Raw genomic sequence first — 26,772 nt, 5'->3', positions numbered from 1 at the left:
CTAATGGCTTGGCGTCAGCATGCCGCGATTCTGTCGCACGGAGAGCATTTCCCAGTTGACAAAACTATAGGAACACCCCCAGCCCCATCCCCTCCTAAGTTGCGGTGAAATAGTTCCTGGATTTAGGCTATTCGAGCTTTTCAGGAACTATTTCACCGCAACTTTCTGTAAGGGTGGTTTTTAGGGCCGCCGAGGGGCACTAATCAACCGTTTGCCGATATGTTTGGCCCTGACTCATGACTCTGACCTGCCCCGTCAAGCTTTTGGTCAGTTCATGGCAAGGTCTGGCGGACCAAATATGGGATAGCGTAGTGTCATTCCCTCCCCCCTCGAGACCATGGGGTCGAAAATGAGTCATGATAAACGCTGTTCCAAACCGCAGGTAGAGCTGTTCTTCCGGTTATTCGAGGCCCATCATGGCGGGCATCTGTTTGTAGCCACCAAAAAATGGGATGAACGCTGTGCCTACGCGCTCATGCAAAAAGAGATGATTATTCGACTCTACAACCATGTCTACGCTGATCCCGCGTATTGGAATGACCTCGGCGTCGAAGATCGCATCTTTCAATTGGCATCCGCTATTGCGGTCGTTGAACCGGATGCCGTGTTTTGTGGAGCAACGGCGGCACTGCTCTATGGCATCGGTTCTGCATTTTCGCTTCTCGACAAGGTGCAAGTGCTGCTGCCGCGTTCCACCAGACGCGATATGTACGAATTCGTTGAATACCGACGCTGGCGGTCGGGCGACGTATGACAGCTCGGCCCGTTTACGGTCTTCCGGTATTCCGCAAGAATCCCCGTTCGCCGTCAGAATAATACCGCTCGCAGAAAAGGCGCGCATATCAGAATAGGCATATGAACGAGCGGGGAATCATCACGTTATCAGGGACAATTTTGAGAAAGGAGATGTTATCTATCCAAGACGTCCGTTAGGAGGACACAATGAAGAAAATCGTCGAAACCGGGATCACCAGGCGAGCCGCTATCGCCGCAGCGGCGGTTGGAGGAATCTCCCTACTGATGCCAAAAGGGGCGTTAGCAGCGGAATTTCAAACACTTGATCAGAATCGGATCGACTACTTCGTTCGCCCCGACCTCACTGAAAACCAGTTTGACGCGATGCTCCGCGAACGCGCGGAGGAAGAAGCTGCGCAAATCATCGAGCAAGCCCTTGCCGGTTACGATGGCGACGCACGAGCCGGGGGACGTCCGACCTACGACACGGTATACGGAAGCGTGGTAAACAAGAGCACTGGATGGCATGACGTCGCCGGACAGCCGGCGGGCGGCGTGCAGATATCGGGAGGTGGCTCTATCTTCGTATCACCTTCCGGCGGCGGATCAGTCAGTGTGTCGGTATCCCTTCCCGGAGGAGTTGGCAGCGTGAGCGTTTCCATCCCGAAGGCACAGCGCTCCCTCAGCGTGACGGGATACGCGGTCAACATTTCCGGATCGGGCTTCTACAAGGCGACGGCGAACGTGACCCACAAGATTCAGCCTACGTCGTCTATGAGACGAAGAACGGGGTACGCAGGGTCTACGCAAAGACGGCCACCAACACGTTCTACAGCATGGCTCTCGGCAAGCGAAAAGTAGGATGACATGATAGGCAAGAGCTATACAAAGATAGCGATTGTTGGCCTTGTAATCGGTCTTGCAATGGCACTATGCGCATCATTCGCGAAGTATAGGTCCGAGCAATCGTTTATTGATGGCGCTGAAAACGGTTTTGGCATAGACGGGATGTATGCCGACGATGGCGCGACCAGGACGTCTATGGCGATTCTTGCAGGCGAAGACATGGAATGGCAAATCTGTAATGACGATGGCTCTTGTCTGAGTGGTCGTTTGGCCGCAACGAGCGATCCGAATTCGTTCGATCTTCTCGACAATGATGGAGCGGATTGCGGTTCTGTTCACCTTTCATATGCATCGCGAGATGGGATGGACGGCATTCTCTACGTCTCCCACGAAACTGGCGATTTCAAGATGCGCAGGACTAACCGAGCGCCGGCTTTTATCGAGGAGTGAGAGTTCCCGGCGGCCTGATCGGCAGGCCGCCGGGGTATCGAACCCCGCATTCATCCGTACACACACGGATGAATGCGGGAAGTGTCCGGATGAAATTGATAATCAAGGAAACAAAGCCGTCCTGCCCGGGACGGCTTTGTTCTTTAAAGGCCGGGTTTTACCCTAGTCCAAAATGGCCAGAATGGTCACCAGAAGAAGAGCGACGATCATAAGACGGAGCTCGGACATAGCGACCACCTCCCCGAAAACTCGGGCAGGGCCAAGCTAGCGAGGCGGGGTACGAGCTGACTGCTTTCTGTTTAATGGCTGCCAATCTCTTCTGCCGTCTCTTTTCGCTTTTACTCAGTAGTTATAGCTAAACGAGTAATTGCACTCAATTGCAAAACTGATCCGGTTGCGTTCCGACTTAAAGACTTAAAGATTTCTGTTGTCTGGTTCATCTGCCAGATAGTCGTGGGGAACATAGTCAACGTGATAACGCTTTTCAAGTTCCTCGATAAACCGGTTGACCTTTCGAGCATTTTGGTAAACCTTTTCGAGCGTGCGGAAAACAGCTTTCTCGTTGTACGCGGGAAGACCTTGGGCGTTCACAAAATACATCAGCTGATTGAGATTCGTTCCTTCCTTCAATAACTCATGATGGAGTTTTTCAACTTCCGCGACATTGAAATTGAATGATTCAATCTTTCCGTAGATCGCGCTGCGACGGACCAACTCGCTTACAGAGGCGCCAAGCACTGCCGCCCGCTGTTCGATCGCCATTTTTTCTGGAGCGGTCAGCATCACATGAAACGAAACGTCACGTTTCTCGGCGTCCTCGGCGATGGCTTCACCGCACTCGCCAGATTTTCTTGGAGCGTGTTTGCGCTTGCAGTTGTGCAGCGCTTTATTTTTCTCGTGCTCGATTTTCTTTCCGGTCTCAAGATCGTCGAGAGAAATCGAACGGCTAATCAAAACGGAGCGGATTAGATCAGCTTCCGTGCAACCAGCTTCGTCACAGAGGCGCTGAAGAATTTCTTTTTCTTCAGCGGTCAACGTCGCTTCGACTTTCTCACTTCGTCTCATTTTTATCCCTTCAGTTTCGGAGTGGCCTCCGAAACAAGATTTGGAAAAGTCCGCCGAATTTTTCTCGGAGGCGAAACCGCTTCGCGCACAAAGCGAAACTCAGCTTTGTCTGTCTTCTTTCCCGTGTGAGGGAAAAGCAAGATCGTAAATGGCCATAGTTCATGCTTGCATGTAATTATGGCCATTTACGTACATCTTGCAATCTCCGGAACGGTGATTGGGCGAAACACAGTGTAGACGTGGAATGAGAGGCCTCATTCCAAGCGAGAGGCCTCGCGGCGTTGTAACTGCGTGAAGACCGTGAGCGGAAGCGAATTTTTAACGCGAAGGATGCTGAGTGTTAGAGATTCGCTGTAGCGAGAGCGGAGCGGTAATGCGAATGCGAGGGATGCCGAGTGTTTGCATCACCGCGCAGCGGGTTTGTGGCGCCCGCGACGCAAACCTTCGACTTTGTCGAATGTTTTTCGATACGCTTGCGAAAAAGTTGAGGCAGCTTTCGACATTTCAATGACGCGGAGAGTCTTTGGTGAGACTCGTAGCGTTGTTGGATTGTCGAAAGGTACCGCGAATCGCATTACGGTTCGGATTAACGATTCGATTTGGCTCTGTTAGACCAAGGTTGACATAAAAACGATGTCACCGCGAGGCGTTACCCTTCAATTAACGTCGAAGGAGCGCCCATGGATGCAGACAACCTGGTCATCACCCTCAAGAAGAGCCTGGCGAAGCTCAGCAGGACCGAGCGCCGTAGAGCCGTCGAGCTGGTCGGGGACGTCGTCCGCGCCGCCATGTTCGATGACGCGGCGGGAGATGGCTATGAGGTAGAGCGCTGCCCCCGTTGCGGCTCGGTCGCTATCGTCAAGAAGGGCAAGTCCAGGAACGGCGACCGGCGCTACCTCTGCCGCGGCCGCGGCAGGACCTTCTCCGGCTCCACCGGCCGGGTGCTCGGCACGAGCAGGCTGCCCCGCGAGACCTGGATGGCCTACGCGGAGTGCTTCGCCCTCATGCTCCCCCTCCGCGAGTGCGCCGGCCGCTGCGGTGTCTGCCTCAAGACCGCCTGGACCATGCGCCACAGGCTCATCGAGTGCCTGAAGGAATATCCGCCCGAGTTCCATGTGGGGCGGGGGCAGGCCTGCGAGCTCGACGAGACGTACTTCCCCGAGTCCTTCAAGGGCAACCATTCAAAGGGTTCCTTCACGCTGCCTAGAAAGGCACGCCATCGCGGGAAGCAGGTCCACAGGCGCGGCCTCTCCCGCGAGCAGATCTGCGTCATGACGGGCGTCAGCGACAACGGACGCCGCCTTCTTCGAGGTCTCGGGCCGCGGCGTCGTCTCGCGCAAGCGCGCGGCGGAGGCCCTCCGCGACCGTATCGGCGCGGGCGCGGTAGTCGCCACGGACAAGGCGGCCGCATACATCGACGTGCTGCGCGACCTGAAGGTCGCCTCGCATGAGTCCTATGATTCCAAGGACCGCTCGGAGGGCACCATCAACCGCATCAACACCGTCCATTCGCTCCTCGACTCGTTCATGGCCCGCTTCAAGGGAGTGTCCACCAAGCACTTGGGAGCCTACCTCGACTGGTTCCGCTGGTGCCGCACCTTCATGGCGGCGGGCTCGCGCGCGGCAGAGTCCACGGTCGCCCGCCAGCTCGCCAACGGCTCCTGCTCGACCCGCGTCCGCGGCATGTTCGGCCTCGAGCCTCCCCTCATGGACTACTGGGACGGGCGGGCGGCCCAGCGAACTAAAATGTTGGCCACGGAGCAGCGACCGCGGAAGGAGCGGCAATGACATCGAACGTCCCGGCCACCACGATAAGAATCGACCCCGAGGTCAAAAGGGAGGCCGTGGCCGTGCTCGACGAGCTCGGGCTCTCCATGTCGGGCGCCATGAACATATTCCTCAGGGCGGTGATCCGCGAGGGCGGCCTGCCCTTCGACGTCAGGCTGGGATCCGCGGGGAGGGCTGACGGGGAGGGCGGGGACCGCGATGGGCGGGGATAGCCCGATTATTTTCCGGTTCGACGAACAGCCGATCGTGTCAAATTTGGTCTAACAGAGCCTTCGATTTTCATGCGGCGGCCAAGCCGCCTATGATTGCTCCCTACGTTAACAGATCCATATCGCACGGTGGTCGACATCGCCCGAACGAGCGCTTTTCGATATGCACTAGGCTATGTCGACGGGCTGGCTCGTGAGTACGGTGTCGAGCGTAAAGAATTGCGTGCGTATGCACAAGCGAACTGCCGCGGACTTCACGGCATCGCGCGCGCATTTGAGGTTTTTGAACACATGGATGACAGATCGGATAACGGTGGAGAATCCGAAGCACGGGCGGCAATGATTCTGGCGGGAGGTGCCGCTCCCGAACTTCAGGTTGAAATCACTCGACCGGGAAACGCCGGCTATTATTTGGCAGATTACGGTTGGCAGATGCCAAACGGCTCTTGGATGCTGGCTGAGCTGCATGGACTAGGCAAGTTTGAGGACGATACCCAAAATGATCCGGAACATACTGCAGCAAAAACCTATCGAGCTGCCCTCATGCGCGATGCGAACCTGCGTGCCGTGGGCCACAACGTCATTCATTTCAAGCTCTCAGACACCTACGACGCCAAAGCGTTCGGCTCCATGATGCGCGGCTACGGTATACCAACCACAAAACCCTACGTAGACTCCTGACCGGCTGTCCTCATCTTCTCGACAACAGAACCCATCATCGATCCAGCCCGCTCAGCCTCAATAAGTTGCGGTGAAATAGTTCTTGGATAACAGCTTTTGCGGCTAATCCAGGAACTATTTCACCGCAACTTCGATGGGGATGTGGGGTCCCTGGCATGTATATGAAAACGGCTCTGGTCCCAACAGAAACCAGAGCCATTAACTATCTTATGGAGCGGGCGACGGGAATCGAACCCGCGTCATCAGCTTGGAAGGCTGGGGTTCTACCATTGAACTACGCCCGCAAGATATGGTCGGGACGACAGGATTTGAACCTGCGACATCCTGCTCCCAAAGCAGGCGCGCTACCAAACTGCGCCACGTCCCGAAGGTGTTGAGCAGCTAAGGTCTAAACCTTGCGTGTCCCAAAGCGAAGGAAATTATAGGGGAGACTCCCCGCCTGTGCAAGCGCAGAAACCCTAGCTCCTCGAATGTGCGACAAACTGGCTATGAACCAGACCGATCACAAACGCCACCACGGCAATCGGTGCCCACGCAGCACCGATATCTGCCAGCGGCAACGCATCGAACGGCAGCCACGCGCCCGCAAAGAACGCATCGCGGACCGAAGTGATTACGCTCTGCACCGCGACAACGCCGCCGACCCAGACCCAAACCTGCGGATGCGCGTCGCAAAAACCGTGCGCCAGGCCCATAAGCACAAACACAATGGCAACGGGATACAAGGCGTTGAGCATAGGCACCGAGAACATAAGGATCACGTCGAGGCCCACGTTGGAGAGCACGCACGAAAACGCCGCGAACACAAAGGCGAGCATCGCGAAGGGGCGGCGCATGGCCTCCTCGGAAGCCTCCACTCCCCCTTTAACCACATACGTCTCGCAGAAGTAACGCGAGCAGCAGCTAATCAGACCGATGCACACGTTCATGCAGGCTAGGAAGAAGATGGCGAAGACCACAACCGTGCCAGCAAGACCAAAATGCATAGAGGCCGAACGCGCAAGGATCGCGGCGCCGTTGGTGGCATCGGGCATAACCGTGCCGAGCTGCATGCCGGCAAGCGCCAAGCCGCAGTAGATGACGGCCATGAGCGTACCGGCGATCACGCCCGAGCGCGAAATCTCAAAGGCCACGCGCTTGTCATCGGTCACGCCCAGCTCGTGGATGGTCTCGGCGATGATGATGCCAAAGGCGAGCGACGCGAGCAGGTCCATGGTCTGGTAGCCGGTCAAAAAGCCCTGCACGGCAGCACCGGCATTGTAGGGAGCCTGCGGCGCGGCAGCGGGACCCAGCGGCGAGATCACGGCAGCACCCACGACCAGCACGATGAGCGCGATAAGCGCCGGACCCGTAATGCGACCGAGCACGCGCGCGATGACGCCCGGACGCAGCGTGAGCGCAAACGCGACGACAAAGAAGCCGACGGCAAACACCAGGCGAGCCGTGCCGAGTGAGACACCCTCGGGCAGCAGCGGCACCAGCATCTCGAAGGCCGTGGAGCTCGTGCGCGGAATAGCCAGACACGGGCCGATTGCTAAATAGACCGCCGCGACAAAAAACTCACCAAACTTGGGGTGCACGCGACTAGCAAGCTCGCGCGCCGTTCCGGCGAGTGCCACGGCAATAAAGCCCATGACGGGCAGGCCGATGGCGGCGATGAGAAAACCAAGCATAGCGACCGGCGTAGCAGAACCTGCCTGCAGCGCCAGCAGCGGCGGAATTATGAGGTTACCGGCGCCAAAGAGCATCGAGAACAGGGCGATGCCGACGGTAACGACATGGTCGGAGCGCAGACCGCGCGGTGCAGATGAGGCCATAGGCACACCTTTCGGGTCGAAACAAAAAATGGGACGGGCAAAAAACCCGTCCCGCAAGTATATACGCTCTAGCAGGCTAAATCGCGCAAAGCGTCAATCGCGGTGTCGACATCCTCGTCCGTGTTGAAATACCCAAACGAGAAGCGGACGACGCCCTGGCGCTCGGTCCCGAGCGCGCGGTGCATGAGCGGAGCGCAATGGGCGCCGGGGCGCGTCGCAATCCCCCACCCTTGCATGAGCGCATCCGAGATCTCGGCAGAGTCGATATCGCCCACATTGAGCGACACGATCGCCGAGCGCGTCGGCTGGTCAAAGGCACCGTAGAGCGTAATCCCCGGAATCTCGCGCACGCCGGCAAGGAAGCGACCAGCGAGCGCACGCTCGTGGGCAGCAATCGCCTCGATCCCACCCCGGGCCTCGATAAAGTCGAGACCAGCGGAAAGGCCCGCGATGCCATGGCCGTTGAGCGTGCCCGCCTCCAGGCGCGTGGGCCACTCAAGCGGCTGCAGCTCATCAAAGCTGTGCACACCCGTGCCGCCCATGGCCCAAGGAGCCACATCGATGCCCTCGGCTACAGCCAGGCCGCCGGTGCCCTGCGGGCCCATAAGCCCCTTATGTCCAGTAAAGCACACGACGTCAAGCCCCATGGCGCGCATATCGATATGCGCTGTGCCGGCAGACTGCGAGGCATCGACGATCACGATCGCGCCGGCCTCATGGGCCATGGCGGCTACGCGCGCGATGTCGACCGCGTTGCCGGTCACATTAGAGGCGTGCGTCACCACCACGGCACGCGTGCCCGGCGTGACTAGCCGCGCGAGCTCGTCGTAGTCGAGCACGCCGTTCGCGTCACAGCCCGCATGCTCAACGGTCACACCCCGCTCTACCGCCAAGCGGTTGAGCGGACGCAGCACGGAGTTGTGCTCGAGCACCGTCGTGACCACGCGGTCGCCGGGATGCACCACGCCGTTAATCGCCGTGTTGAGCGCCACCGTGGAATTGGGCGTAAAGCACACATGGTCCGCCCTCGGGCAACCCAAAAGGCGCGAGAGCTTGGCACGGCAAGCGTGAATCGTACGCGCCGCGTCGAGCGCACCCGACGTCGCGCCGCGTCCGGCATTGCCGAGCGAGCACATCGCCTGCGCCACGGCATCGATCACCGCCTGCGGCTTAGAGATGGTCGTCGCCGCGTTATCCAGGTAGATCATCGCACGACCTCCCACATGTCGATCACGGTATAGCCCTCAGTAGGAACGTCCGCCGCGGTAAGCTCGCCGCGCAGCAGGTCCTCATCCGAAGGCAGTGCCTTCCACGCCAAGCCGCAGCCGGCAGCAACCTCCCCGGGCACGGGAATTGTGCGCCCGGGAAGCCCGCGCTCGATGCACAGGGTCTCGCACCCCATGGCGGCCGCCGTGGTAGGAAACGTGATGACAAGCGCAGGGCGCTTTTCTCTCATGGCAATCCCACCCAGGCGCTACGGACGCACGACGCGCGCGGCCTGCTCCATCTTCTCCACGATCACGTACATGTTCGTGACCTCGCCCACCGCGAGCTGGTCCTTAATGCCAAAGTGATCGAGGCAGGTGCCGCAGGTGAGAATCTCGACGCCCTGCTCGGCCAGACCCTTCAGGTCGTCGAGTACCGGTGAGCCCTCGACGGTGAGCTTGGCGCCGCCGTTATAGAACAGCATGGTCGCGGGCAGCTCATCCTGCTGTGTCACGGCAAAGATGAAGGCCTTCATGAGTTTGTGGCCCAGCCCGTCGTCGCCGCGACCCATGCAGTCGGTGTAGACGGAAATGACGAGCTCGCCCTTGCCGGCGCTGGCATCACAGAAGTCAGCGCCATCCTGCTCGGGATCGGCCACGGCCACGGCGCCAGCGGTCGCCACGGTCACGTGCCACTCGGCGTCAGAAACCTTCTCGACCGAGGCCGTGCAGCCCTTCTCCTGCGCCATCTTGGAGATGTTCTTGACGGCGGTCTCGTTATCGACCGTGGTCACGACGGCACCCTCGCCATCAAGCCGCTTCAGGGCTTTGAGCGTCTTGACGACGGGCAGCGGGCAGGCATCGCCCATGGCATTGACCTCAATTTTGGTAGACATAGCTACATCCTTTCAAAAGAACCGCTCTAGAACGGCAAACAGTTACATAAACGTGTAGTTAGCGCACAACGCGAACGGCAGGACCGCCTGGCACCCGCTCGCACACGTGACCGACGACGGCGGCGATACGTCCTTCGGCATACAGACGGCGCGCAAGCTCTTCCACATCGGCAGCGGATGCCGCGATAAGCAGGCCACCAGACGTCTGCGGATCGTACAGCGCGTCCAACATGCCCGGCTCCAGGTCATCGTCAACCGTCACGCGCGGGCCAAAGAAATCCTGGTTGCGGTAGGCGCCCGCGGGAATAATGCCCAGACGTGCCATGTCGAGTACCTGGTCAAAGAGCGGCACCGCCCCCGACGCAAGCTCAACCTGCACGCCCGATCCCTCGGCCAACTCGCACGCGTGCCCGATCAGGCCAAAGCCCGTGACATCGGTGCAGCCGTGAAGCTCAAGTCCCTCGGCCAGACGAATCGGCGCCTCATTGAGGGCACACATCGAGTCAAACATAGCTGCGGCCTCGTCCTGCTCGATGAGCTCGCCCTTAATGGCCGTGGTGATGATGCCCGAGCCAACCGCCTTGGTCAGCAGTAACGCATCGCCCACGCGCGCGCCGCTGTTGGCGAGCATACGATCGAGCGCGACAAAGCCGCTCACGGACAGGCCGTACTTGGGCTCGTCGTCGTTGATAGTGTGGCCGCCCGCGATGGTGCAGCCGGCCTCGACGCACTTGTCGGCGCCACCCGCCAAAATCTGCCCGGCAACCTCAACGCCCAGGCAATTGGGAATGCACAGCAGGTTCATAGCATGGCTCGGTCGTCCACCCATGGCGTAGATGTCCGACAGCGAGTTTGCCGCCGCGATCTGGCCAAACAGGAACGGGTCGTCGACCATCGGTGGAAAGAAGTCGATGGACTGCACGAGGCCCAGGTTTTCGCCAACACGAAAGACACTCGCATCGTCGGAGGTATCGAACCCCACGAGCAGGTTGTCGTTATGCACATTGGGTAAGTCGCCCAAGACCTGGGCGAGGGCTCCGGGAGCCAACTTAGCGGCTCAACCGCTCGCGGCAGTCATAGACGTGAGCTTCATCTGATCGTCAGCCATCGATACCTCCCCTCATCGGTCAATCATTTTCTCCCAGTATACGCATGGCGGCGCCGGGAAAGGCCGGCGAATGACGCCACCCCCTACATGAGTACCTGGGCTCATGTGGCCGCATCGACCGACGAGCAGCCCGTCGGCATGACGCAGGTCCACGCAATGGTGCCATCCGTTTTCACCACCGCGGCCTTCGCGGCCGTCGAGCCTATGTCGATACCAAGCCAACCACGGCATTACCCGGCGCTATCGACAGACCAAATGGATCCTGTTGGCATCAAAATGCATGCACAGCGTCTCGCCTGCTTGCGGCAGCTCGTCGACAGGCATGCCCACTTTGTTGACCTTCCACTGCAGGCGTGTGGGCGCATCGACGCGCGGCACGTCCAGCAGCACCAGCCGCTCAAAGCGTGAATCGCTCACACGGGCCACGTGCAAATCATAGCTGTTGCGACCCCGCTCAGCGCGATTGTCAACATGGAAGTAGCTTGCGCGAACGCCCAGGTACGCCACATTATCGGGAACCTCGCGACCCACGTTAAAGGTCATGCCCCAGTCGAGGGCCTCGACCTCCTGGGGCCCAATCTTGCGCGCCCGGCTCGTGTTCTTGCAGCCCGTTAGGCGCAGCGCCGCCAAGGTTTGCGGCCGGCGGACCACGTCCTCGACGGAGCCGATCTCCTCAACATGCCCGTCGTGCATCACGCAGATGCGCTGGCACAGGCGGCACGCTTCGTCGATGTCGTGGCTCACATAGAGCACGGTGCGGTTGCACACATCGAACAGGTCGAGCATGTTCTGTTCGAGCGCGCTCTTAAGATAGGAATCGAGCGCGCTCATGGGCTCGTCGAACATAAAAATGCCCGGATGCGCCGCCACCATGCGGGCCAGCGCCACGCGTTGTTGCTGACCTCCCGAGAGTCGCGCGGGATAGCGGTCGGCAAAATCGGCCAGACCGAAAATGCCCAGATAGCGCTCAGCGAGCTTTTTGCGCGCGGCGGCGTCGCCCACGTCCTTTACACCGGCGCATACGTTATCGGCCACCGTCATGTTGGGAAACAGCTGATAGTTTTGGAACAGCAGGGCGCATTTTCGCTTCTGAGGGGACAGGTTGATGCCCGCCGCCGAGTCAAAAAAGGTCACGCCGTTGACGACGATCTTGCCCTCGTCGGGCGTCTCCACGCCGGCGATGCAGCGCAGCGTACAGCTCTTTCCGCAACCCGAGGCGCCAAGCAGTGCCACACGCTCCTCGCCGGCCTCAAGCCGCATGTCGAGCATAAACCCGGGGTAGCGCTTTTTGATATCCAGAACGAGCGACATGGCTTATCGACCTCCCTGCAAAGCGGCATCATCGCGCATGAGCTCGGCCAACGCCTCGCGATCGATACGCAAGGCATCGCCGCCCGCCGGGTCGAGCGAATCGCCCTGTCCGGCGAGATCGTTGGCCTGTTTGCGCTCCGCACGGGAAAGGCCCCGCTCGCGATACTTTTGCGAATGAGCGGTGTACATGTTGATGAACAGGATAACTAGGAAACTAAACACAATCACGGCGATGACCCAAAAGAGCGCCACCGACGTGTTGCCGCCCATCCACTCAAAGTAGATGGCGATGGGGATGGTCTGGGTAATGCCGGCGTAGTTGCCCGCAAAGAACAGGGTGCAGCCAAACTCGCCCATGGCACGCGCGAAGGCGAGCACCGTGCCGGCAGCGATGGAGGGCCAGCCGAGCGGCATCATGAGCTTGGCAAAGATGCGACGTTCGGACCATCCCAGGGTTCGCGCGGCGTCGAGCATCTGTGTGTCAAGGCTCTCAAAAGCACCGAGTGCCGTGCGGTAGACCAGGGGAAACGACACCACCACAGCAGATATCACCGCCGCCGGCCACGTAAAGACGATCGAGACGCCGTGCGCGATAAGCCATTGGCCCACCCCGGTCGAGCGGCCAAACAGCATAAGCAACAAAAAGCCGCAGACCGTGGGCGGCAGCACCATGGGAATGGTAAAGACCGAATCGAGTAGGCCCTTGATGCGACTCGAGATACCCATAGTCTTCCACGCGGCGAACAGGCCCAGCGCAAAGGCAATCACCAGGGCAAGGCCGCTCGTTTTAATGGACACCCAAAACGGGCGATAGTCGATGTCGCCCAAAAAGGAGGCCAGAGAGGTCAAGGGCCCCTGTTCATCCCGCAACACGACAGACGATGCTTCTACCATGTGAGCGCTATCAAGCCAACGCGCGCCGCCCTTGGCATCACCCGAGGCTGATGCAATCACCACATAGCGGTCCCCATCCGCACCGTGCTCGTCAAAGTCATAGGTATACCCACCGGCATCAAACGTTGTTTCCGTCGTGACATACCAAGGAAGATCAATGTCCCCTAGCTGCGCGCCTCCCATGCAGTTTGCGCTGTCGAGCTTACAGACGAGGGCCTTGAGACCCGATACGCACTCGTTATCCTGCGGATCCAATCCATACTTCTCGACCGCCTTGGGCGATATCCACATCACAACGCGATCGGCAGCAGGCGCCACTACAAGGTCCACGTCCTCGTCAATGGGAAACCGGTAGCCCTCAGGCTGACCCTCCATGGCACGAGCGGTCCCCTTGGCCAACCGCTCAAAACCCTCAATCCCATAGGAAAGCCCATGAGCGGTCGCAGCAACCTGGGCCCCGTCCTCAGCGCCCCCAGCAAACGCAAATCCCGGCACCCAGCAAAGCGCGAAGGTCAAAGCACAGGCGACAAGCATGCGGAATCGATTAAGCACGAAAAGCTCCAAGCGAAAACAAGAACGGAGTGAAACACAAAACGATGGAATTATCGCGCCAAGCCGCACTACTCGGAAAGCTCGAAGCCGTACTTAGCCCAAATCTTCTGAGCCTTCTTGTTGGTCAGACAGAAGTCGATAAAGGCCTTGGCCTCGTCGGCATGCTCGGAGCCCTCGGCAACGGCACCCGGGTACACGATGGGTTTGTGCGAATCCTCGGGGCACACGAAGGCCTCCTCGATGCCGTCGTAGCGGAAGATATCGGAGCTGTAGACAAAACCGGCCACGCAGTCGCCTGTGGACACATAGGCGGCGGCGGTGCCAACTTTGTCGGCCAGCGCTACCTTGTCGGCGATCTGGGGAGCATACTCGCCGTCGTCGCCCTCGGTGCCGGTGTAGAGGCCCACGGAAGCCAGCGCCTGGTTGGCGTACTTGCCGGCTGGGACGGTCTTGGCGTCGCCGATGGCGATCTTGCCGTCCAGATTCGCGACGTCGGCGATGGCCTCGATCTTGGTGTCGGAGCCCTCAGCGCGAATGATCACGAGGTCGTTGACGAACATATCCTCACGGGTGTCGGTGTCGACGAGCTCGGCGGTCTCAGCGTCATCCATGGTGCCCTTGGAAGCGGTAATGAGCACATCGACCGTGGCGCCGGCGCGCATCTGTTCGACGAGGTCGCCGGAGGCCTTAAACTGCGTGTCGGCAAAGGTGGTGCCGGTCTGGTCGGTGTAGAGCTCCTGAACCTCGGGCAGAGCCTTCTCGAGCGAGTTGGCAGCAAAGACCTGAAGCTCGACAGTCTTCTTCTTAGAGGAAGACTTGGCGGAGCCGGCATCGGAACCAGCCGGCTCAGACGTCTCATTGCCGGAGCAGCCGGTAAGGCCAAGGCCGGCAGCGGCGACAGCAGAAAGCGAGACGAATCCGCGGCGAGAAACCATATTGAACATGTTCAACCCTTTCGGACCTTGTGCCCGGGCACCCCACCGCGGGCTTTATTCTGTTATTAGATTATACTTACTTGAGAATAATGTTTGTGATAAATAACTCTCACATGGGACTTTTCTTTTACCGATAACCACGAAACGGCCTGCACTGTCGCTGCGTAAAAAAGCGGAGCAGCCCATAAGGTCACTCCGCCGCAGGTAGTGCGCTTATTTGGCGTGCCCGCCGCCCGCCGTCATTTGGGCCGCATGCTCCAGCTGATCGCTCACGGCCTCCCAGCTTTCGCGGGCCGCTTTCGTGGATCCCGGAAAATTGATGACAAGCGTATACCCACGCTGCATGCACACGGCGCGCGAGAGCATGGCGCGGCGCGTCTTGGTCATGGAGTAGGCACGAATTGCCTCGGCAATGCCCGGCACATCGCGGTCGCAGACGGCACGCGTCGCCTCAGGTGTCACGTCGCGCATCGAAAGACCCGTGCCGCCGCAGGTGAGCACGACATTGGCGTGGCACTCATCAGCGCCTTCCGCAATGGCATCACCGATCTCACTGACGTCGTCACGCACGACCACATGTGAGGCGACCGTCCAGCCCTGCGCCACGATGAGTTCCTCGAGCGCAGCACCCGCCTCGTCCTGGGCAAGATCACGCGTATCCGAGCACGTCACGATCGAAATCTTCAACTCCATACCATTCCTCCTATAGCACCGTGCCCTCAGGCAGGTCGACACGCACGACATCCACGACGTCGCCCGCCGCAAGGTCACACGGTCCTTCGTCAATACGCAGCAGGCAGTTGGCCCGTTGCATCGTGCCGAGCAGCGCCGAATTCTGCGTCTTGGCCTCGGTCACCAACAGCTCACCGGTCTCGGGGTCGCGCAAAACCGTGGCGCGATCGAAAAAACGGCGATGCTGTCGCTTTTTCACGCCGTGCGTGAGCGTCGCCTGCTGCACGGGACGCACGCCATCGGCAAAGCCGCGCATCTTGCGAATCGCCGGGCGGGCAAGCATCTCAAAGCCTACATACGCCGCGGCCGGATTGCCTGAAAGCCCCAGGTAGGGCTTACCCCCGAGCAGGCCAAACGTGATGGCCTTGCCCGGACGCATCGAAATGCGATCGAACAGCACCTCGCCCTCGTGCCGGACGAGCGCCGTCACGTAGTCGTAATCGCCCGCCGAGGCGCCACCACTCGTAATGACAAAATCGCACTCTCGCGTGGCGCGATGCACAAGCTCGGCAATCGCCTGCTCATCATCGGGAGCGATGCCAAAGAACACCGGGTCTGCCCCGGCATCGAGCGCCTCGGCCATTAACGCCGAGGAGTTGGAATCGCGAATCTGTCCGCGCGCCGGCAGCTCACTCGGCGCGACCAGCTCCGTCCCCAGCGATATAATACCCACGCGCGGGGCGGCGTGCACCTTCACGCTCGCATACCCGGCGCTCGCCAGCAGGCCGGCGCCGGCCGGGGCCACAACCTCGCCGGCGCGCATCACGACGTCGCCGGCATGGGCCTCCTCGGCGGCAGAGCGAACGTTCTCCCCCACTTTAGCAGGCGCCGAGAAGCTCACGTGCGAGCCCTCGTTGCCGTCGCCGTCGAGCACCTCGACGATCTCATACTTCACCACGGCATCCGCGCCCGCGGGTACCGGCGCGCCCGTCATGATGCGGACCGTCTCGCCCGCGCCGATGGTGCCCTTAAACACATGGCCCGCGGCCTCGTGTCCGATAACGTCGAGCGTCACCGGCGCCTCGCCAGATGCCTGCGCCAAGTCCGCCGAGCGCACGGCGTATCCGTCCATAGCGCTGTTGGCAAACGGCGAGATGTCGATATCGGCCACCGCGTCCTCGGCCACGGGAAGACCGGCGGCCTGCCATACGGGAATCTCGACAACTTCCGTCATTTGCACCTGCGAAAGGACAATCGCTCGGGCGTCCTCCAGCAGCATGAGTTCCTCTGCCACATGTACCTCTTTAATCCGCGGCGCACATCACGGGCGCCGATTCATTTATGTTTATCTCAGTATAATCCCCCGCTGCACGACGGCGACATGGCCCACGTTCTCGAATACATCTGTCGGCCGCAAGCCGCGAAACAGAAACAAAACCAACCTGCCGATTTGTCACGTTTGACACGTTCTATAATGCTTGCGTTGCAACCTAAAAGAGGAACGTATGGCTTTTACCGACAAACCCGAAAGCGCAAACGAGGCGCAGGATCATTCCCAACCGTTCGACGACGGCGGCTTTTTCTCCCTGAACGACGTCATCACGGCAGGTAGGCATCAACTTACCCGCTCCGAACAGCTCTTGGCTGCCGACACGCGCCGCAATGCCCGCAACATGCTCGCAAGCGCCAAGCTGCTCGCGCTCGTAGTTATCGTCTCACTCGCCATGGGCGTTGCCGCTTGGGCGTTTTTGGCCTCGCTGAATATCGCGACCGATTATCGCGAGCACCATGCGTGGGTGTTCGCCCTGCTCCCCATCGTGGGCATGGCCACCGCGTGGGTCTACAAGAACCACGGTCTCGCCGCCAAGCGTGGCAACAACCTGGTCATTGACTCCGCCCTGGGAACACGCCTCATCCATATGCGCATGGCCGTCCTCACCTTCGTCTGCTCCACGCTCACGCACCTAACGGGCGGATCGGCCGGTCGCGAGGGAGCCGCGGTGCAGATTGGCGGCACCATCGCCAGCAACATCTCGAACCTCGCCCACCTCAAAAAGCATGACCACCACGACCTCATGCTCGCCGGCATCTCGTCGGCCTTTGGCGCCGTATTCGGCTCGCCCCTTGCCGGAGCTTTCTTTGGCATGGAGATGTGCTTTATCGGCAAGATCGACTACACAGCGGGCATCTACTGCCTGGTCGCCTCGTTTACCGGCTACTTTACATCACTCGCCCTAGGTACCGAGTATGAGGCGAATGTTATCGCCAGCGTCCCCGACATGACGCCGCGGACGGTTGCCATCGTTGTTATCAGCGCCATTATCTTCGGTCTCACCGCGCGCCTCTTTGCCTGGTCGGTTCGAACCGTCAAAAACCTGTACGGTCGCTTTATCACCAATTACCTCGTTCGCGCGCTCGTGGGCGCGCTCGTGGTGCTCGCGGCCTACGCGATGCTTGACGCCTGGAAGTATGCCGGCCTTGCCACCTGGCTCTCGGGCGCCGGGTTCGCCGGTAACACGACCCTTGCCGACGCAGCCATCAAGCTCGTGGTGACGGCGCTCACCCTGGGCGCCGGCTTCCAAGGCGGCGAGGTCACGCCCCTGTTTGGCATCGGTGCGGCACTCGGTGGCTGGATCGGATGCCTTACCGGGCTCGACCCGAGCTTTGTGGCGGCCCTCGGCATGCTCGGTGTGTTCTGCGCCGGCCTCAACGTGCCCATCACCACCTGTATGATGGCCATCGACCTGTTCCATGGAACGGCCGCGGGCTTCTTTGTCATCGTTTCGTTTATCAGCTATCTCGTCGGCGGCCACCGCGGCGTATATCCCGCGCAGCGTATTGTCTCGCCTAAACGCCGTTCGCTTATTGTGGACGAGGGCCACACGGTGGCAGAGGCTATCGAGCGGCACAACGACCTGATAGAGTAGACGTTAGTATTCGCCGTGCAGCCACAATCGGGGGCACTTTGACCTGAGCGCGACCGCACCGTCACGTCATACGCCGGGAGTCGCCCCATGCACGCAACTGATTTTGGTCGCACGCTCATCATCGCCAATCCTGCCGCCCAGTCGGGCGCCGCGCACGAGGTTGCCGAGCGCCTGCAGCGCTTTTTGGATATGACCGCGCGCGCATCCCAGTTTGACCTGGTGCTGACCGAGCGCATGGGACATGCCAAGGTACTTGCGGCACAGGCCCAGGGCTACCGCACGATTATCGCACTCGGCGGCGACGGCGTGATCCACGAGGTCGTCAATGGCTTGATGGCGCAAGAAGAGGCGGTTCGACCGGCGCTTGCCGTCCTGCCCGTAGGCTCCGGCAATGATTTTGCCCAGACCCTCGGTATCGACGATTTCTCCGGCAAAGATTTTGGCGCGCTGCTCACCTGCGAGCTGCAGCACCAGGATGTCGGACGCATTCGCTCATGGAACCCCGCAAGCGGTAGCGGCGAGGCGATCGTCGAGTACTACGACCAGACGCTCTCCGTCGGTATCGATGCCGCCATCGGCCTGGGCACCACCGAGCTGCGCGAAAAGACCGGCTTGACGGGAGCTCCGCTCTACACCCTCTCGGGACTTGAGCAGTTTGGTCTGCGCTATCGCAACTACCCCATGACCATCAGCTTTGATGGCGCGCCCGCCGAACGCGTACGCGCGATTATTATGGCCATCCAGCTGGGCCCCACGTACGGCTCGGGCTATCGCATCTGCCCCGATGCCGACCCCTGCGACGGCATCCTCGACGTCTGCTACGCCTGCGGCCCCATCCCTCGCGCGGTCGCCCTGCCTATGTTTCTTTCGGCCAAGGACGGCCACCATACCAGGCTGCCGCCGGTTCGTATGCGCCGCTGCCGCCACGCCGAGCTCACCTTTGAGAAGCCAGACTACCCCATCCAGGCCGACGGCGAGCCCATCGTCGCCTCGCGCATCGAGGTGGACATCCTCGCAGGAGCCCTCCACGTCTGGCACCCAAACCGCTAACCCCACCTGAGTTGCGGTGAAATAGGGACTGTTTATGCAGCTAAAGCCGAAAAATAGTCCCTATTTCACCGCAACTTATGAGGAAGCTATTCGTCGCTGCCCGGCTTGCGACGGTTGGCCTTTTTAATGGCGTTGAAGTGCTTGTCATTGAGCCTGCGCTGGCGAGAGCGCTGAGGCACCTTGGTCTTAACGCGTCGGCGCGGTGGACGCCCGCGACGCTCAAGCTCGGCGCGCAGCTTACGCAGGCAGCTGCTACGGTTTTGGAACTGACTGCGGCTCTCGCGCGCCGTCACGGTAATCCCCGAAGGGATATGTCTCATGCGTACCGCCGAGTCCGTCGTGTTCACGCCCTGTCCACCCGGACCCGTCGCGCGAAACACCTGCACCTCGCAATCGCGCGCCAACTCCTCGACCGACATCTCGGCATAGCGCGCATACTCGCGCCATCCCATCGTGTTCTCATCCATATCAACACCTCCCCTCATACAAAAAATGTGACAAAGGGACTGTCCCTTTGTCACATCGCATACCAATCGCTTGTGTTGCGCGCTTAGGCGAAGGTGATCTCGCCGTTCTCACAGTCCATATCGGTGATGCGGGCCAGGCTCTCAACGCGGAAGCCGCGCTCGCGGAGCTTATCGCCACCGCCCTGGAAACCCTTCTCCACGGCAATGCCAATACCGGACACCTCGGCACCCGCAGCCTCGCAGATCTTGATAAGACCCTCGAGCGCGCAGCCGTTGGCCAAAAAGTCGTCGATGATCAGAATCTTGTCGCGCTCGGACAGGAAACGCTTGCCCACGATGACCGGGTACTCCTTCTGCTTGGTAAAGGAGTAGATGGTCGTGGCATACTGTTCGCCGTCAAGGTTGATGGACTGCGCCTTCTTGGCAAAGACCACCGGCACGCCGCCAAAATGCTGAGCCGCTATGCAAGCCATGCCAATGCCCGAAGCCTCAATCGTCAGGATCTTGTTGATCTCGACATCCTTGAACAGACGGGCCCACTCAGCGCCCATGTGGTCGAACAGCTCAACGTCGCACTGGTGGTTGAGGAAGGCATCAACCTTAAGGACGTTACCGGCCTTTACGATGCCGTCACGGCGAATACGATCCTCAAGCTCCTGCATGGCGCAACCCCTTCTCGCGGCAACGATACCGCGCGATTAATAAACGTTGCTCGATAGTCTACCACGGACCGACCCCCGCCCGCCCCACAAGCCCCTGCGCACCATAAAGCCGCAAGACCAGTAGATAAGCCCGATTCGTGGCAAGCCTGCCCCCACAAGTTAATGGCGGGCGCGCATCTTCACCAAACGCACCATGGCGAGCGCAAAGCCCACAGCGGCCACAGCCATGAGCACGTAGAACACCGAGCGAAAGCCGAACAGGAACACATCCGGACGGCCGGCAACAAAGCTGGTCACGGCCTCGCCCATCGCCACGCTCATCTGCCCATACAGGATATTCGACGCCACCGTAATGCCGAGTGCCATGCCAGCATAGCGCGCCAGGCTACCCAGGCTGCCCGCAAAGCCAAGTGCTTCGCGCGGAGCCGAGCCCATGTACAGCGAGTTATTGGGGCTCTGAAAAATCGACGTACCGCACGACATAAATGCGACGCAGCACACGATTACAGGGATAGAAGAGCGCTCGTCGAGCGTGCTTACCGCAAAGAGGCCGCACACGTACACGCCCAGGCCGACCGCCGTGGGGCCCTCGCAGCCAACTCGGTCCGAAACCGTACCCGAAAGCGGGCCGATAAAGGCATTCACCATCGGCAGCGCCAAAAAGAGTAGTCCGGAGATGTCGGAACCAAAGCCATGGGCGTCCTGAAAATAGAACGGCAGGATAAACTCGGATGCGCCAATGCCAACGAACACGATGAGCATGCAGGCAAGGTTGATAGTGAAGGCCGGATTTGCAAAGCAGCGACGAGCGGCCTCAATCAGGGACATGGGGCGCTCACCGGCCTCCGGCTTAACATGCGGCAGCGTGTAGAGCCCCACGATAAACGAGATGACGCCAATGGGCAGATTGATGAGGAAGATGCTCTCCCAGGGAAAGCTTGCCACCAGCATGCCGCCGAGCACGGGGCCACACATCATGCCGAGAGCCACGAAAGTCGCAAGAATACCCATGGCACGACCGCGCTCGCGCGCCGGAAACGACTCGGTGATGATACCCATGTTGTTGGCCATGGCCGCCGCGCAACCGACGCCCTGCACAATGCGTGCCAGAATAAGAACTTCGAGCGAGGCCGAAAGGCCGCACAGCAGCGAGCCGGCCGTAAAGACGATGACGCCCAGCTGGAATACGCCCACCTTACCGCGCACGTCACCCAAGCGGCCAAACGGCAGCATAGCCACGCACGTCGCAAGCAGGTACACCGAGCTCACCAGCTGGATGAGGTCGAGGCCTACGCCCAACTCCTTTTGCATCACGGGCAGCGCCACGGTCACGACGGTCGAATCAAGACACACCATAAACGTCATGATGAGTACCGTAAACAGAATCGCCCATTTGTTCTTGCCATGGGTGTCGCCCTCAAGCGCAATGTGCTCACGACGCAGCTGCTCTGCGGTTTTCTCCATATCCATCCTTTCGAGTGGCGCAACGCAAAAACGGGGCCCCGATCGCCTGCAAACAGTCACGATTGGGGTCCCGCCTACGGAATCGGAACGAAAGGTCGCCGAAGCTATCTGCCAGGATCGGCGCCCTGTGCGAACGCTAGCCTAGCACTGCTCGAGCGCCTGCTCAAGGTCGGCAATCAGATCGGCCGTGTCTTCGAGACCGCACGACAGGCGCACCATGTCGGCGGAGATGCCGCAAGCGATAAGCTCTTCATCGTTCATCTGGCGATGCGTGGCATTAGCGGGATGCAGACAGCACGTGCGGGCGTCGGCCACGTGCGTAGCGATCTGAGCGAGCTTGAGGCTCTTCATAAAGGTCTCGGCCGCCGCACGACCACCGTTAAAGCCAAAGCTCACAACGCCGCAGGTACCGTTGGGCATGTACTTCTGAGCCATGTCATAGTACTTGTCGCCCTCCAGGCCCGGATAGCTCACGAATCGCACCTTGGGATGGCTCTGCAGGAACTTAGCAACGGACAGACCGTTCTCGCAATGACGCGGCATGCGCACATGCAGGCTCTCGAGCGAGCTATTCAGGAAAAACGCTGCTTGCGGGTTCTGCATGGGGCCAAGATCGCGCATGAGCTGCGCGGTGGCCTTGGTAATGAAGGCACCCTCGCGACCGAACCTCTCGGCATAGGTCACGCCGTGGTAGCTCTCGTCGGGCATGGTGAGACCCGGGAACTTGTCCGCATGGGCCATCCAGTCAAACTGGCCGTGGTCGACGATAACGCCGCCCAGGTAGGCAGCATGTCCATCCATGTACTTGGTGGTGGAGTGCGTAACGATATCGGCGCCCCACTCAAAGGGACGGCACATCACGGGCGTCGGGAAGGTGTTGTCGACCATCAGCGGCACGCCATGGTCATGCGCGGCCTTGGCAAAACGCTCTATGTCGAGTACGGCGAGGGCGGGGTTGGCGATCGTCTCGCCAAAGACGAGCTTAGTGTTGGGCTCAAAGGCTGCCTCGAGCTCCTCATCGGTGCAGTCGGGGGCAACGAACGTGCAGGTCAAGCCCATGCGACCCATGGTATGGGCAAGCAAGTTGTACGTGCCGCCATAGATGGCAGAGCTCGCGACCACGTGATCGCCGGCACCGGCAACGTTAAAGATCGCGAGGAAGTTCGCGGCCATGCCCGAGCTCGTGAGCATCGCAGCGGTACCGCCCTCCATCTCGCAGATCTTGGCAGCAACCAGGTCGCACGTGGGATTCTGCAGACGGCTATAGAAGTAGCCCGACTCCTCCAGGTCGAACAGCTTGCCCATGTGCTCCGACGTGTCGTACTTCCACGTGGTTGACTGGTAGATAGGCACCTGGCGCGGCTCTGCATCACCCGGGCGATAACCGCCCTGGACACACGTTGTACCGATGGTCTGATCGCTCATATCTATCTCCCTTACTTGGGTTTTGTTCTATTCGGTTCACGATACCGCTACCCTGCACCCCTCTCAACCCATCCCAAAGGTAGGTTATGGGACAAATGAATCAGGGGTATTTATATCAAGCCTTAGGCATTTGCTCGATAGATAAAATGAGGCATACATGAAGCTCTCGATGATTACATGCACCGTCACGGGTACCATAGGCGGGTACACCGTGACCAAGGAGACAACGATGAAGCAAATCGATACGGCCCAGCTCGACATCACCGCCTGTCAGGCTCAAGCTGCCGAATACCACGCCCGTGGCTTTAACTGCGCCCAGGCCGTCGCCTGCACGCTCGCGCCCGCCGTCGGACTCGACCCCCAGGTCGCCTTTACCCTCACCGAGGGCTTTGGCGCCGGCATGGGCGGCATGACCGAAACCTGCGGCGCCATCTCGGGCGCCGTGGCCATCATGGGCTTTGTAATGAGCGACGGCATGGAAAACCCCAAGACCAAGGGCCTGACCTACAAGCTGTCGCGCGAAATCGCCATGCGTTTTAAAACGAAGAACACGACGACCGTCTGCGGCACGCTCAAGGGTATCGGATCGGATAAGGGTCCGCTCCGCAGCTGCCCCGGCTGCATCGACGATGCCGTCGAAATCGCCTGCGATGCGCTAAAGCAGCTCGCTGAGTAAACGGCAGCAACAGAAAACGACGGCCGGCGCGCTTGGGATCCATCCAAAAGCACGCCGGCCGTCGCCGTTAGAACTCGGCAAATTCGGGAGCGCCGACCTCGATCTCCTCGCGCCCCGCCATAAGCTCGCGCATCTTAGCGCAAAACGGCTCCTGCTCCCCCGCTTTAAACACTAAATGAATCGTCACAGCATCCGCGTAATCGGTATCCAAGACCTTGGCACCCGAATCCTGCGCCAAACGAAGCACTTGCTCATACTGCGGATAGGCCACATGCACGTCAACCGGCACGACACTCGTCATCTCGACGATCTGACCGGCCTCCTGAGCTGCGGCCACCGCCGCCTGCGTCGCCGCGGTATAAGCGCGCACCAAGCCACCAGGCCCCAACAGCGTGCCACCAAAATAGCGCGTCACCACGCAGCAAACATTTTTGAGCCTCGCGCCGCGCAGCACCTCGAGCGTCGGCATACCGCTCGTGCGGCTCGGCTCACCGTCATCGCTCTGGCGCTCGCGCCCATCGACCAAAATCCACGCAGGAACATTATGCCGAGCGTCGTAATGGCGCTTGCGAACCATCTCGATAAAGGCATTCGCCTCATCCTCGGACTCAATATGGACCAGCTGGGCAATAAACCGACTCTTGCGATCGACAAACTCACCCGTAGCCTCAATATTCGATTGCAGAGTATAATAGCTGTCCAACAAAGCCCCTCAAACACAAGCCAAGCAATAAACAGCCTTAATAATACGGCAAAGGGTGTACCGATTGTCAGGGTAACAAAAATGCCAAGTGGGCCGATAAGCCGGGTTCTGTCGTGAACGATCATTTATCTTGTCTGCACGTTACCGTGCAGCTCCACGCACGCTACCCGAACGCGGACCGGGCCGGCCCATAGCGTTCCTATTCGCGCTTGCTCCGGATGGGGCTTGCCAAGCCGCCGTGTTGCCACGACGCTGGTGGTCTCTTACACCACCGTTTCAGCTTTTCCCTTTACGCCTTGCGGCGCAGGTGGGAGTCTTCTTTTCTGCGGCGCTTTCCGTCGGATCACTCCGCCCGGCCGTTAGCCGGCATCCCGCCCTCTGGAGCCCGGACTTTCCTCACGCGTGCTGCAAGCAGCACATCGCGCGACCGTCTGGCCCACTCAGCAGTGCAAGAGTGTAGCACACCGTTGCCGCGGGCAATGGCACAACACAAGCGTTCGACACGATAAACCAAGAACCACGCCGTGCAGTACAATAGGGTTGTCGATGGGCAACGTCGTCAGTCGAGACACGACCGCGCTCCGCGCCCCTCCGTCTACTCGGTGCGTTCCCGCCTCCTCCCCGAGGCGGGATGTCGGCGTTTTTCATGCACCGACAACCCAATAGCCTGTGAACAACCCGGGCAGCATTGTGCACGGGCACCATCGTGCATCTCGGCGCCAAATGCAAAAAGGGACCCGTCCATTGCGAACGGATCCCTTAAAACAAGTGATCGTCAAACCGATTTACTCGGCGTCGGTCTCCTCGTCCTTCTTCTCGGAAGGCAGCGGGGTAACCTCGATCTCGACGCCCAGAGTCTCAGCAGCAGACTTCATGGACAGAGAGATACGACGACGGTCGAGGTCGATCTCCATGACCTTGACCTGAACCTTGTCGCCCACATGGGTGACCTGAGAAGGCTGGTCGACGTGCTTGTTGGCCATCTCGGAGATGTGCACCAGACCCTCGATGCCCTCGCCCAGGTCGACGAAAGCGCCGAACGGGACAAGCTTGGTCACAGTGCCCTCGACGATAGCGCCAACGGGGTACTTCTTGACCAGTGCGCGCCACGGATCCTCGGTGGTCTGCTTGAGACCCAGGGAGATGCGCTCGCGGTTGAGATCGACGTCGAGAACCTCGACCTCGACCTCCTGGCCGACCTTGACAACCTCGGAAGGATGGTTGACGTGGTTCCAGGAGAGCTCGGAGATGTGGATGAGGCCGTCGATACCGCCGAGGTCGACGAAGGCGCCGAAGTCGACAATGGAGGAAACGGTGCCCTGGAGACGCATGCCAGACTTGAGCTTGGACAGAATCTCGGAACGCTCGGCCTTACGGGACTCCTCGAGCACGACGCGACGGGAGAGGACGACGTTGTTGCGGTTGCGGTCCATCTCGATGACGCGAGCCTCGATGCGGGTGCCCATGTAGGAGGTGAGGTCCTTGACACGACGGAGGTCGACGAGGGAAGCGGGCAGGAAGCCACGCAGGCCGATGTCGAGAATCAGGCCGCCCTTGACAACCTCGATAACCTCGCCCTCGACGTTCTCGCCGGAGTTGAACTTCTCCTCGATGCGGTTCCAAGCACGCTCGTACTCGGCACGCTTCTTGGACAGGACCAGACGACCGTCCTTGTCCTCCTTCTGGAGAACCAGAGCCTCGATGGGATCACCGAGTGCAACGATGTCTGCAGGGTTAGCGTCCTTGCGGATGGACAGCTCGCGGACCGGGATAACGCCCTCGGACTTGAATCCGATGTCAACGAGCACCTCGTCATGCTCGATCTTAACGACAGTGCCGTTAACGAGATCGCCCTCATCAAAGTCGGTAATCGTACCGTCGATGAGGTTGTTCATCTCCTCCTCGTTGACATCGTCAAGAGAGAAAATGGACGAGTTCTGAATCTCACTCAAAGGTGGACCCCTTTCGAACTACGGGGCCCCGATTGCTAGGACCTACAGAAGGGTGCGACAAGCACACAACGTTTAGGAACACTCGGGAGCCGACAGATACTAATGTGACGCTTATGCAATCACGTTCGTATAGGTTACGGGGAAATGAGTTCGATTTCAAGCGTGAACTGCGTTTTTTTACTCGTGTGGAAACTTTTTTCGTAATCCTTGATTATCAACTTTATCCGAACACCTCCCACATTCATCCGCACATGTGCGGATGAATGTGGGAACCCGATACCT

The 26,772-nt window shown here is 59.8% G+C and carries 26 protein-coding genes, 2 tRNA genes, 1 other RNA gene and 1 pseudogene; 10 read left to right on the top strand and 20 right to left on the bottom strand.

Annotated elements, in window-relative coordinates:
- Positions 1-349 precede the first annotated feature (349 nt).
- From GT495_RS09240 to GT495_RS09230, 3 genes are all read left to right on the top strand, one after another.
- Positions 350-754 carry a hypothetical protein gene (locus tag GT495_RS09240; protein WP_161162435.1) on the top strand — a complete coding sequence of 135 codons (405 nt, stop codon included), beginning with the start codon at positions 350-352 and terminating at the stop codon, positions 752-754.
- 188 nt (positions 755-942) lie between these two features.
- Positions 943-1,596 carry a hypothetical protein gene (locus GT495_RS09235; protein WP_161162434.1) on the top strand — a complete coding sequence of 218 codons (654 nt, stop codon included), beginning with the start codon at positions 943-945 and terminating at the stop codon, positions 1,594-1,596.
- Positions 1,597-1,602: 6 nt separating this feature from the next.
- Entirely contained in the window at positions 1,603-2,031 is a 429-nt protein-coding gene (locus GT495_RS09230; RefSeq protein ID WP_156597290.1) for a hypothetical protein, read from the top strand.
- A gap of 414 nt (positions 2,032-2,445) precedes the next feature.
- On the opposite strand, the gene GT495_RS09225 is transcribed toward GT495_RS09230, so the two are convergent.
- Positions 2,446-3,096 (bottom strand): hypothetical protein, encoded by a 651-nt coding sequence (locus GT495_RS09225; protein ID WP_161162433.1) that lies wholly within the window; start codon positions 3,094-3,096, stop codon positions 2,446-2,448.
- Between the two features lie 680 nt (positions 3,097-3,776).
- On the opposite strand from GT495_RS09225, the gene GT495_RS11170 reads away from it, so the two are divergent.
- The 4 genes and pseudogenes from GT495_RS11170 (at position 3,777) to GT495_RS09205 (ending at position 5,774) form a co-directional block, all read left to right on the top strand.
- Positions 3,777-4,547 carry an IS1595 family transposase gene (locus tag GT495_RS11170; RefSeq protein ID WP_161162432.1) on the top strand — a complete coding sequence of 257 codons (771 nt, stop codon included), beginning with the start codon at positions 3,777-3,779 and terminating at the stop codon, positions 4,545-4,547.
- Positions 4,441-4,884 (top strand): annotated as a pseudogene (locus GT495_RS10675) (hypothetical protein); the annotation flags it as partial. The gene GT495_RS11170 and the pseudogene GT495_RS10675, both read left to right, overlap by 107 nt.
- Positions 4,881-5,096 (top strand): type II toxin-antitoxin system RelB/DinJ family antitoxin, encoded by a 216-nt coding sequence (locus GT495_RS09210; protein WP_161162431.1) that lies wholly within the window; start codon positions 4,881-4,883, stop codon positions 5,094-5,096. The pseudogene GT495_RS10675 and the gene GT495_RS09210, both read left to right, overlap by 4 nt.
- A 126-nt stretch (positions 5,097-5,222) precedes the next feature.
- Positions 5,223-5,774, top strand: a complete 552-nt coding sequence (locus GT495_RS09205; protein ID WP_161162430.1) for a hypothetical protein — start codon at positions 5,223-5,225, stop codon at positions 5,772-5,774.
- Between the two features lie 210 nt (positions 5,775-5,984).
- On the opposite strand, the gene GT495_RS09200 is transcribed toward GT495_RS09205, so the two are convergent.
- The 12 genes from GT495_RS09200 to glp form a co-directional block, all read right to left on the bottom strand.
- A tRNA-Gly gene (locus GT495_RS09200) sits at positions 5,985-6,058 on the bottom strand.
- Positions 6,059-6,064: 6 nt separating this feature from the next.
- Positions 6,065-6,141 (bottom strand) — tRNA-Pro (locus GT495_RS09195).
- A 91-nt stretch (positions 6,142-6,232) separates the two neighbouring features.
- A complete protein-coding gene (brnQ, locus tag GT495_RS09190) occupies positions 6,233-7,591 on the bottom strand; it encodes a branched-chain amino acid transport system II carrier protein (protein WP_161162429.1) in 1,359 nt (452 codons plus the stop codon).
- 68 nt (positions 7,592-7,659) lie between these two features.
- The gene (locus GT495_RS09185; RefSeq protein ID WP_161162428.1) at positions 7,660-8,799 is read right to left on the bottom strand and encodes an aminotransferase class V-fold PLP-dependent enzyme; all 1,140 of its coding nucleotides are present in this window, start codon (positions 8,797-8,799) and stop codon (positions 7,660-7,662) included.
- Positions 8,796-9,047 carry a DUF3343 domain-containing protein gene (locus tag GT495_RS09180; protein ID WP_161162427.1) on the bottom strand — a complete coding sequence of 84 codons (252 nt, stop codon included), beginning with the start codon at positions 9,045-9,047 and terminating at the stop codon, positions 8,796-8,798. Before GT495_RS09180 ends, GT495_RS09185 begins: the two co-directional genes overlap by 4 nt.
- A gap of 18 nt (positions 9,048-9,065) precedes the next feature.
- Positions 9,066-9,692, bottom strand: coding sequence for a sulfurtransferase-like selenium metabolism protein YedF (yedF, locus tag GT495_RS09175; RefSeq protein WP_161162426.1), 627 nt, complete (start codon positions 9,690-9,692; stop codon positions 9,066-9,068).
- A gap of 58 nt (positions 9,693-9,750) precedes the next feature.
- Positions 9,751-10,800, bottom strand: a complete 1,050-nt coding sequence (gene selD / locus GT495_RS09170; protein WP_370457641.1) for a selenide, water dikinase SelD — start codon at positions 10,798-10,800, stop codon at positions 9,751-9,753.
- 240 nt (positions 10,801-11,040) lie between these two features.
- Complete coding sequence (locus tag GT495_RS09165) at positions 11,041-12,111, bottom strand: sulfate/molybdate ABC transporter ATP-binding protein (RefSeq protein WP_161162424.1); 1,071 nt, start codon at positions 12,109-12,111, stop codon at positions 11,041-11,043.
- 3 nt (positions 12,112-12,114) lie between these two features.
- Positions 12,115-13,557 carry a molybdate ABC transporter permease subunit gene (gene modB, locus GT495_RS09160; RefSeq protein WP_370457640.1) on the bottom strand — a complete coding sequence of 481 codons (1,443 nt, stop codon included), beginning with the start codon at positions 13,555-13,557 and terminating at the stop codon, positions 12,115-12,117.
- Positions 13,558-13,625: 68 nt separating this feature from the next.
- Complete coding sequence (gene modA, locus GT495_RS09155; RefSeq protein ID WP_161162423.1) at positions 13,626-14,501, bottom strand: molybdate ABC transporter substrate-binding protein; 876 nt, start codon at positions 14,499-14,501, stop codon at positions 13,626-13,628.
- A 204-nt stretch (positions 14,502-14,705) separates the two neighbouring features.
- Positions 14,706-15,185: a molybdenum cofactor biosynthesis protein B gene (locus tag GT495_RS09150; RefSeq protein WP_161162422.1), complete on the bottom strand. Its 480-nt coding sequence runs from the start codon at positions 15,183-15,185 to the stop codon at positions 14,706-14,708.
- A gap of 10 nt (positions 15,186-15,195) precedes the next feature.
- Complete coding sequence (gene glp / locus GT495_RS09145) at positions 15,196-16,458, bottom strand: gephyrin-like molybdotransferase Glp (protein ID WP_161162421.1); 1,263 nt, start codon at positions 16,456-16,458, stop codon at positions 15,196-15,198.
- A 211-nt stretch (positions 16,459-16,669) separates the two neighbouring features.
- Between glp and GT495_RS09140 the strand changes: the two genes are divergently transcribed.
- Together GT495_RS09140 and GT495_RS09135 are read left to right on the top strand one after the other, a co-directional pair.
- Positions 16,670-18,091 (top strand): chloride channel protein, encoded by a 1,422-nt coding sequence (locus GT495_RS09140; protein WP_192924199.1) that lies wholly within the window; start codon positions 16,670-16,672, stop codon positions 18,089-18,091.
- Positions 18,092-18,178: 87 nt separating this feature from the next.
- On the top strand, positions 18,179-19,141 hold the full coding sequence (locus GT495_RS09135) for a diacylglycerol kinase family protein (RefSeq protein ID WP_161162420.1): 963 nt from the start codon (positions 18,179-18,181) through the stop codon (positions 19,139-19,141).
- Positions 19,142-19,227: 86 nt separating this feature from the next.
- Here GT495_RS09135 and GT495_RS09130 read toward each other — a convergent pair whose 3' ends face one another.
- The 4 genes from GT495_RS09130 to GT495_RS09115 all read right to left on the bottom strand — a co-directional run bounded on the left by GT495_RS09130 (position 19,228) and on the right by GT495_RS09115 (position 23,159).
- Positions 19,228-19,608 carry a peptide chain release factor-like protein gene (locus GT495_RS09130; RefSeq protein ID WP_370457639.1) on the bottom strand — a complete coding sequence of 127 codons (381 nt, stop codon included), beginning with the start codon at positions 19,606-19,608 and terminating at the stop codon, positions 19,228-19,230.
- Positions 19,609-19,691: 83 nt separating this feature from the next.
- Positions 19,692-20,270 (bottom strand): xanthine phosphoribosyltransferase, encoded by a 579-nt coding sequence (locus GT495_RS09125; RefSeq protein WP_156597329.1) that lies wholly within the window; start codon positions 20,268-20,270, stop codon positions 19,692-19,694.
- 159 nt (positions 20,271-20,429) lie between these two features.
- Positions 20,430-21,734 carry an MFS transporter gene (locus GT495_RS09120; RefSeq protein ID WP_161162419.1) on the bottom strand — a complete coding sequence of 435 codons (1,305 nt, stop codon included), beginning with the start codon at positions 21,732-21,734 and terminating at the stop codon, positions 20,430-20,432.
- 141 nt (positions 21,735-21,875) lie between these two features.
- Positions 21,876-23,159, bottom strand: coding sequence for an O-acetylhomoserine aminocarboxypropyltransferase/cysteine synthase family protein (locus GT495_RS09115; RefSeq protein ID WP_161162418.1), 1,284 nt, complete (start codon positions 23,157-23,159; stop codon positions 21,876-21,878).
- 229 nt (positions 23,160-23,388) lie between these two features.
- Between GT495_RS09115 and GT495_RS09110 the strand changes: the two genes are divergently transcribed.
- Entirely contained in the window at positions 23,389-23,835 is a 447-nt protein-coding gene (locus GT495_RS09110; RefSeq protein WP_161162417.1) for a C-GCAxxG-C-C family protein, read from the top strand.
- A 67-nt stretch (positions 23,836-23,902) separates the two neighbouring features.
- Here GT495_RS09110 and GT495_RS09105 read toward each other — a convergent pair whose 3' ends face one another.
- The 3 genes from GT495_RS09105 to rpsA all read right to left on the bottom strand — a co-directional run bounded on the left by GT495_RS09105 (position 23,903) and on the right by rpsA (position 26,490).
- Positions 23,903-24,541 (bottom strand): YigZ family protein, encoded by a 639-nt coding sequence (locus GT495_RS09105; RefSeq protein WP_192924197.1) that lies wholly within the window; start codon positions 24,539-24,541, stop codon positions 23,903-23,905.
- A gap of 78 nt (positions 24,542-24,619) precedes the next feature.
- Positions 24,620-24,981: RNase P RNA component class A (gene rnpB / locus GT495_RS09100), an RNA gene on the bottom strand.
- Positions 24,982-25,323: 342 nt separating this feature from the next.
- Positions 25,324-26,490: a 30S ribosomal protein S1 gene (rpsA, locus tag GT495_RS09095; protein ID WP_022095232.1), complete on the bottom strand. Its 1,167-nt coding sequence runs from the start codon at positions 26,488-26,490 to the stop codon at positions 25,324-25,326.
- Positions 26,491-26,772 lie beyond the last annotated feature (282 nt).

The organism is Collinsella sp. BIOML-A6 (assembly GCF_009875845.1).
In the GTDB taxonomy this organism is placed as follows: Bacteria; Actinomycetota; Coriobacteriia; order Coriobacteriales; family Coriobacteriaceae; genus Collinsella; species Collinsella aerofaciens_H.
Note: the sequence above shows the minus strand (reverse complement) of the source record. Positions and strands in the feature narration are given on the sequence as shown.

What these genes read in the sequence shown, in the direction of transcription:
- modA (WP_161162423.1), bottom strand. Translation starts at nt 14,501, where the DNA reads ATGTTCAATATGGTTTCTCGCCGCGGATTCGTCTCGCTTTCTGCTGTC.
- GT495_RS09165 (WP_161162424.1), bottom strand. Translation starts at nt 12,111, where the DNA reads ATGTCGCTCGTTCTGGATATCAAAAAGCGCTACCCCGGGTTTATGCTC.
- GT495_RS09210 (WP_161162431.1), top strand. Translation starts at nt 4,881, where the DNA reads ATGACATCGAACGTCCCGGCCACCACGATAAGAATCGACCCCGAGGTC.
- GT495_RS09125 (WP_156597329.1), bottom strand. Translation starts at nt 20,270, where the DNA reads ATGCAGGAGCTTGAGGATCGTATTCGCCGTGACGGCATCGTAAAGGCC.
- GT495_RS09185 (WP_161162428.1), bottom strand. Translation starts at nt 8,799, where the DNA reads ATGATCTACCTGGATAACGCGGCGACGACCATCTCTAAGCCGCAGGCG.
- GT495_RS11170 (WP_161162432.1), top strand. Translation starts at nt 3,777, where the DNA reads ATGGATGCAGACAACCTGGTCATCACCCTCAAGAAGAGCCTGGCGAAG.
- GT495_RS09230 (WP_156597290.1), top strand. Translation starts at nt 1,603, where the DNA reads ATGATAGGCAAGAGCTATACAAAGATAGCGATTGTTGGCCTTGTAATC.
- GT495_RS09130 (WP_370457639.1), bottom strand. Translation starts at nt 19,608, where the DNA reads ATGGATGAGAACACGATGGGATGGCGCGAGTATGCGCGCTATGCCGAG.
- GT495_RS09150 (WP_161162422.1), bottom strand. Translation starts at nt 15,185, where the DNA reads ATGGAGTTGAAGATTTCGATCGTGACGTGCTCGGATACGCGTGATCTT.
- GT495_RS09110 (WP_161162417.1), top strand. Translation starts at nt 23,389, where the DNA reads ATGAAGCAAATCGATACGGCCCAGCTCGACATCACCGCCTGTCAGGCT.
- yedF (WP_161162426.1), bottom strand. Translation starts at nt 9,692, where the DNA reads ATGTCTACCAAAATTGAGGTCAATGCCATGGGCGATGCCTGCCCGCTG.
- GT495_RS09240 (WP_161162435.1), top strand. Translation starts at nt 350, where the DNA reads ATGAGTCATGATAAACGCTGTTCCAAACCGCAGGTAGAGCTGTTCTTC.
- GT495_RS09115 (WP_161162418.1), bottom strand. Translation starts at nt 23,159, where the DNA reads ATGAGCGATCAGACCATCGGTACAACGTGTGTCCAGGGCGGTTATCGC.
- GT495_RS09135 (WP_161162420.1), top strand. Translation starts at nt 18,179, where the DNA reads ATGCACGCAACTGATTTTGGTCGCACGCTCATCATCGCCAATCCTGCC.
- GT495_RS09140 (WP_192924199.1), top strand. Translation starts at nt 16,670, where the DNA reads ATGGCTTTTACCGACAAACCCGAAAGCGCAAACGAGGCGCAGGATCAT.
- brnQ (WP_161162429.1), bottom strand. Translation starts at nt 7,591, where the DNA reads ATGGCCTCATCTGCACCGCGCGGTCTGCGCTCCGACCATGTCGTTACC.
- GT495_RS09235 (WP_161162434.1), top strand. Translation starts at nt 943, where the DNA reads ATGAAGAAAATCGTCGAAACCGGGATCACCAGGCGAGCCGCTATCGCC.
- GT495_RS09225 (WP_161162433.1), bottom strand. Translation starts at nt 3,096, where the DNA reads ATGAGACGAAGTGAGAAAGTCGAAGCGACGTTGACCGCTGAAGAAAAA.
- GT495_RS09180 (WP_161162427.1), bottom strand. Translation starts at nt 9,047, where the DNA reads ATGAGAGAAAAGCGCCCTGCGCTTGTCATCACGTTTCCTACCACGGCG.
- GT495_RS09120 (WP_161162419.1), bottom strand. Translation starts at nt 21,734, where the DNA reads ATGGAGAAAACCGCAGAGCAGCTGCGTCGTGAGCACATTGCGCTTGAG.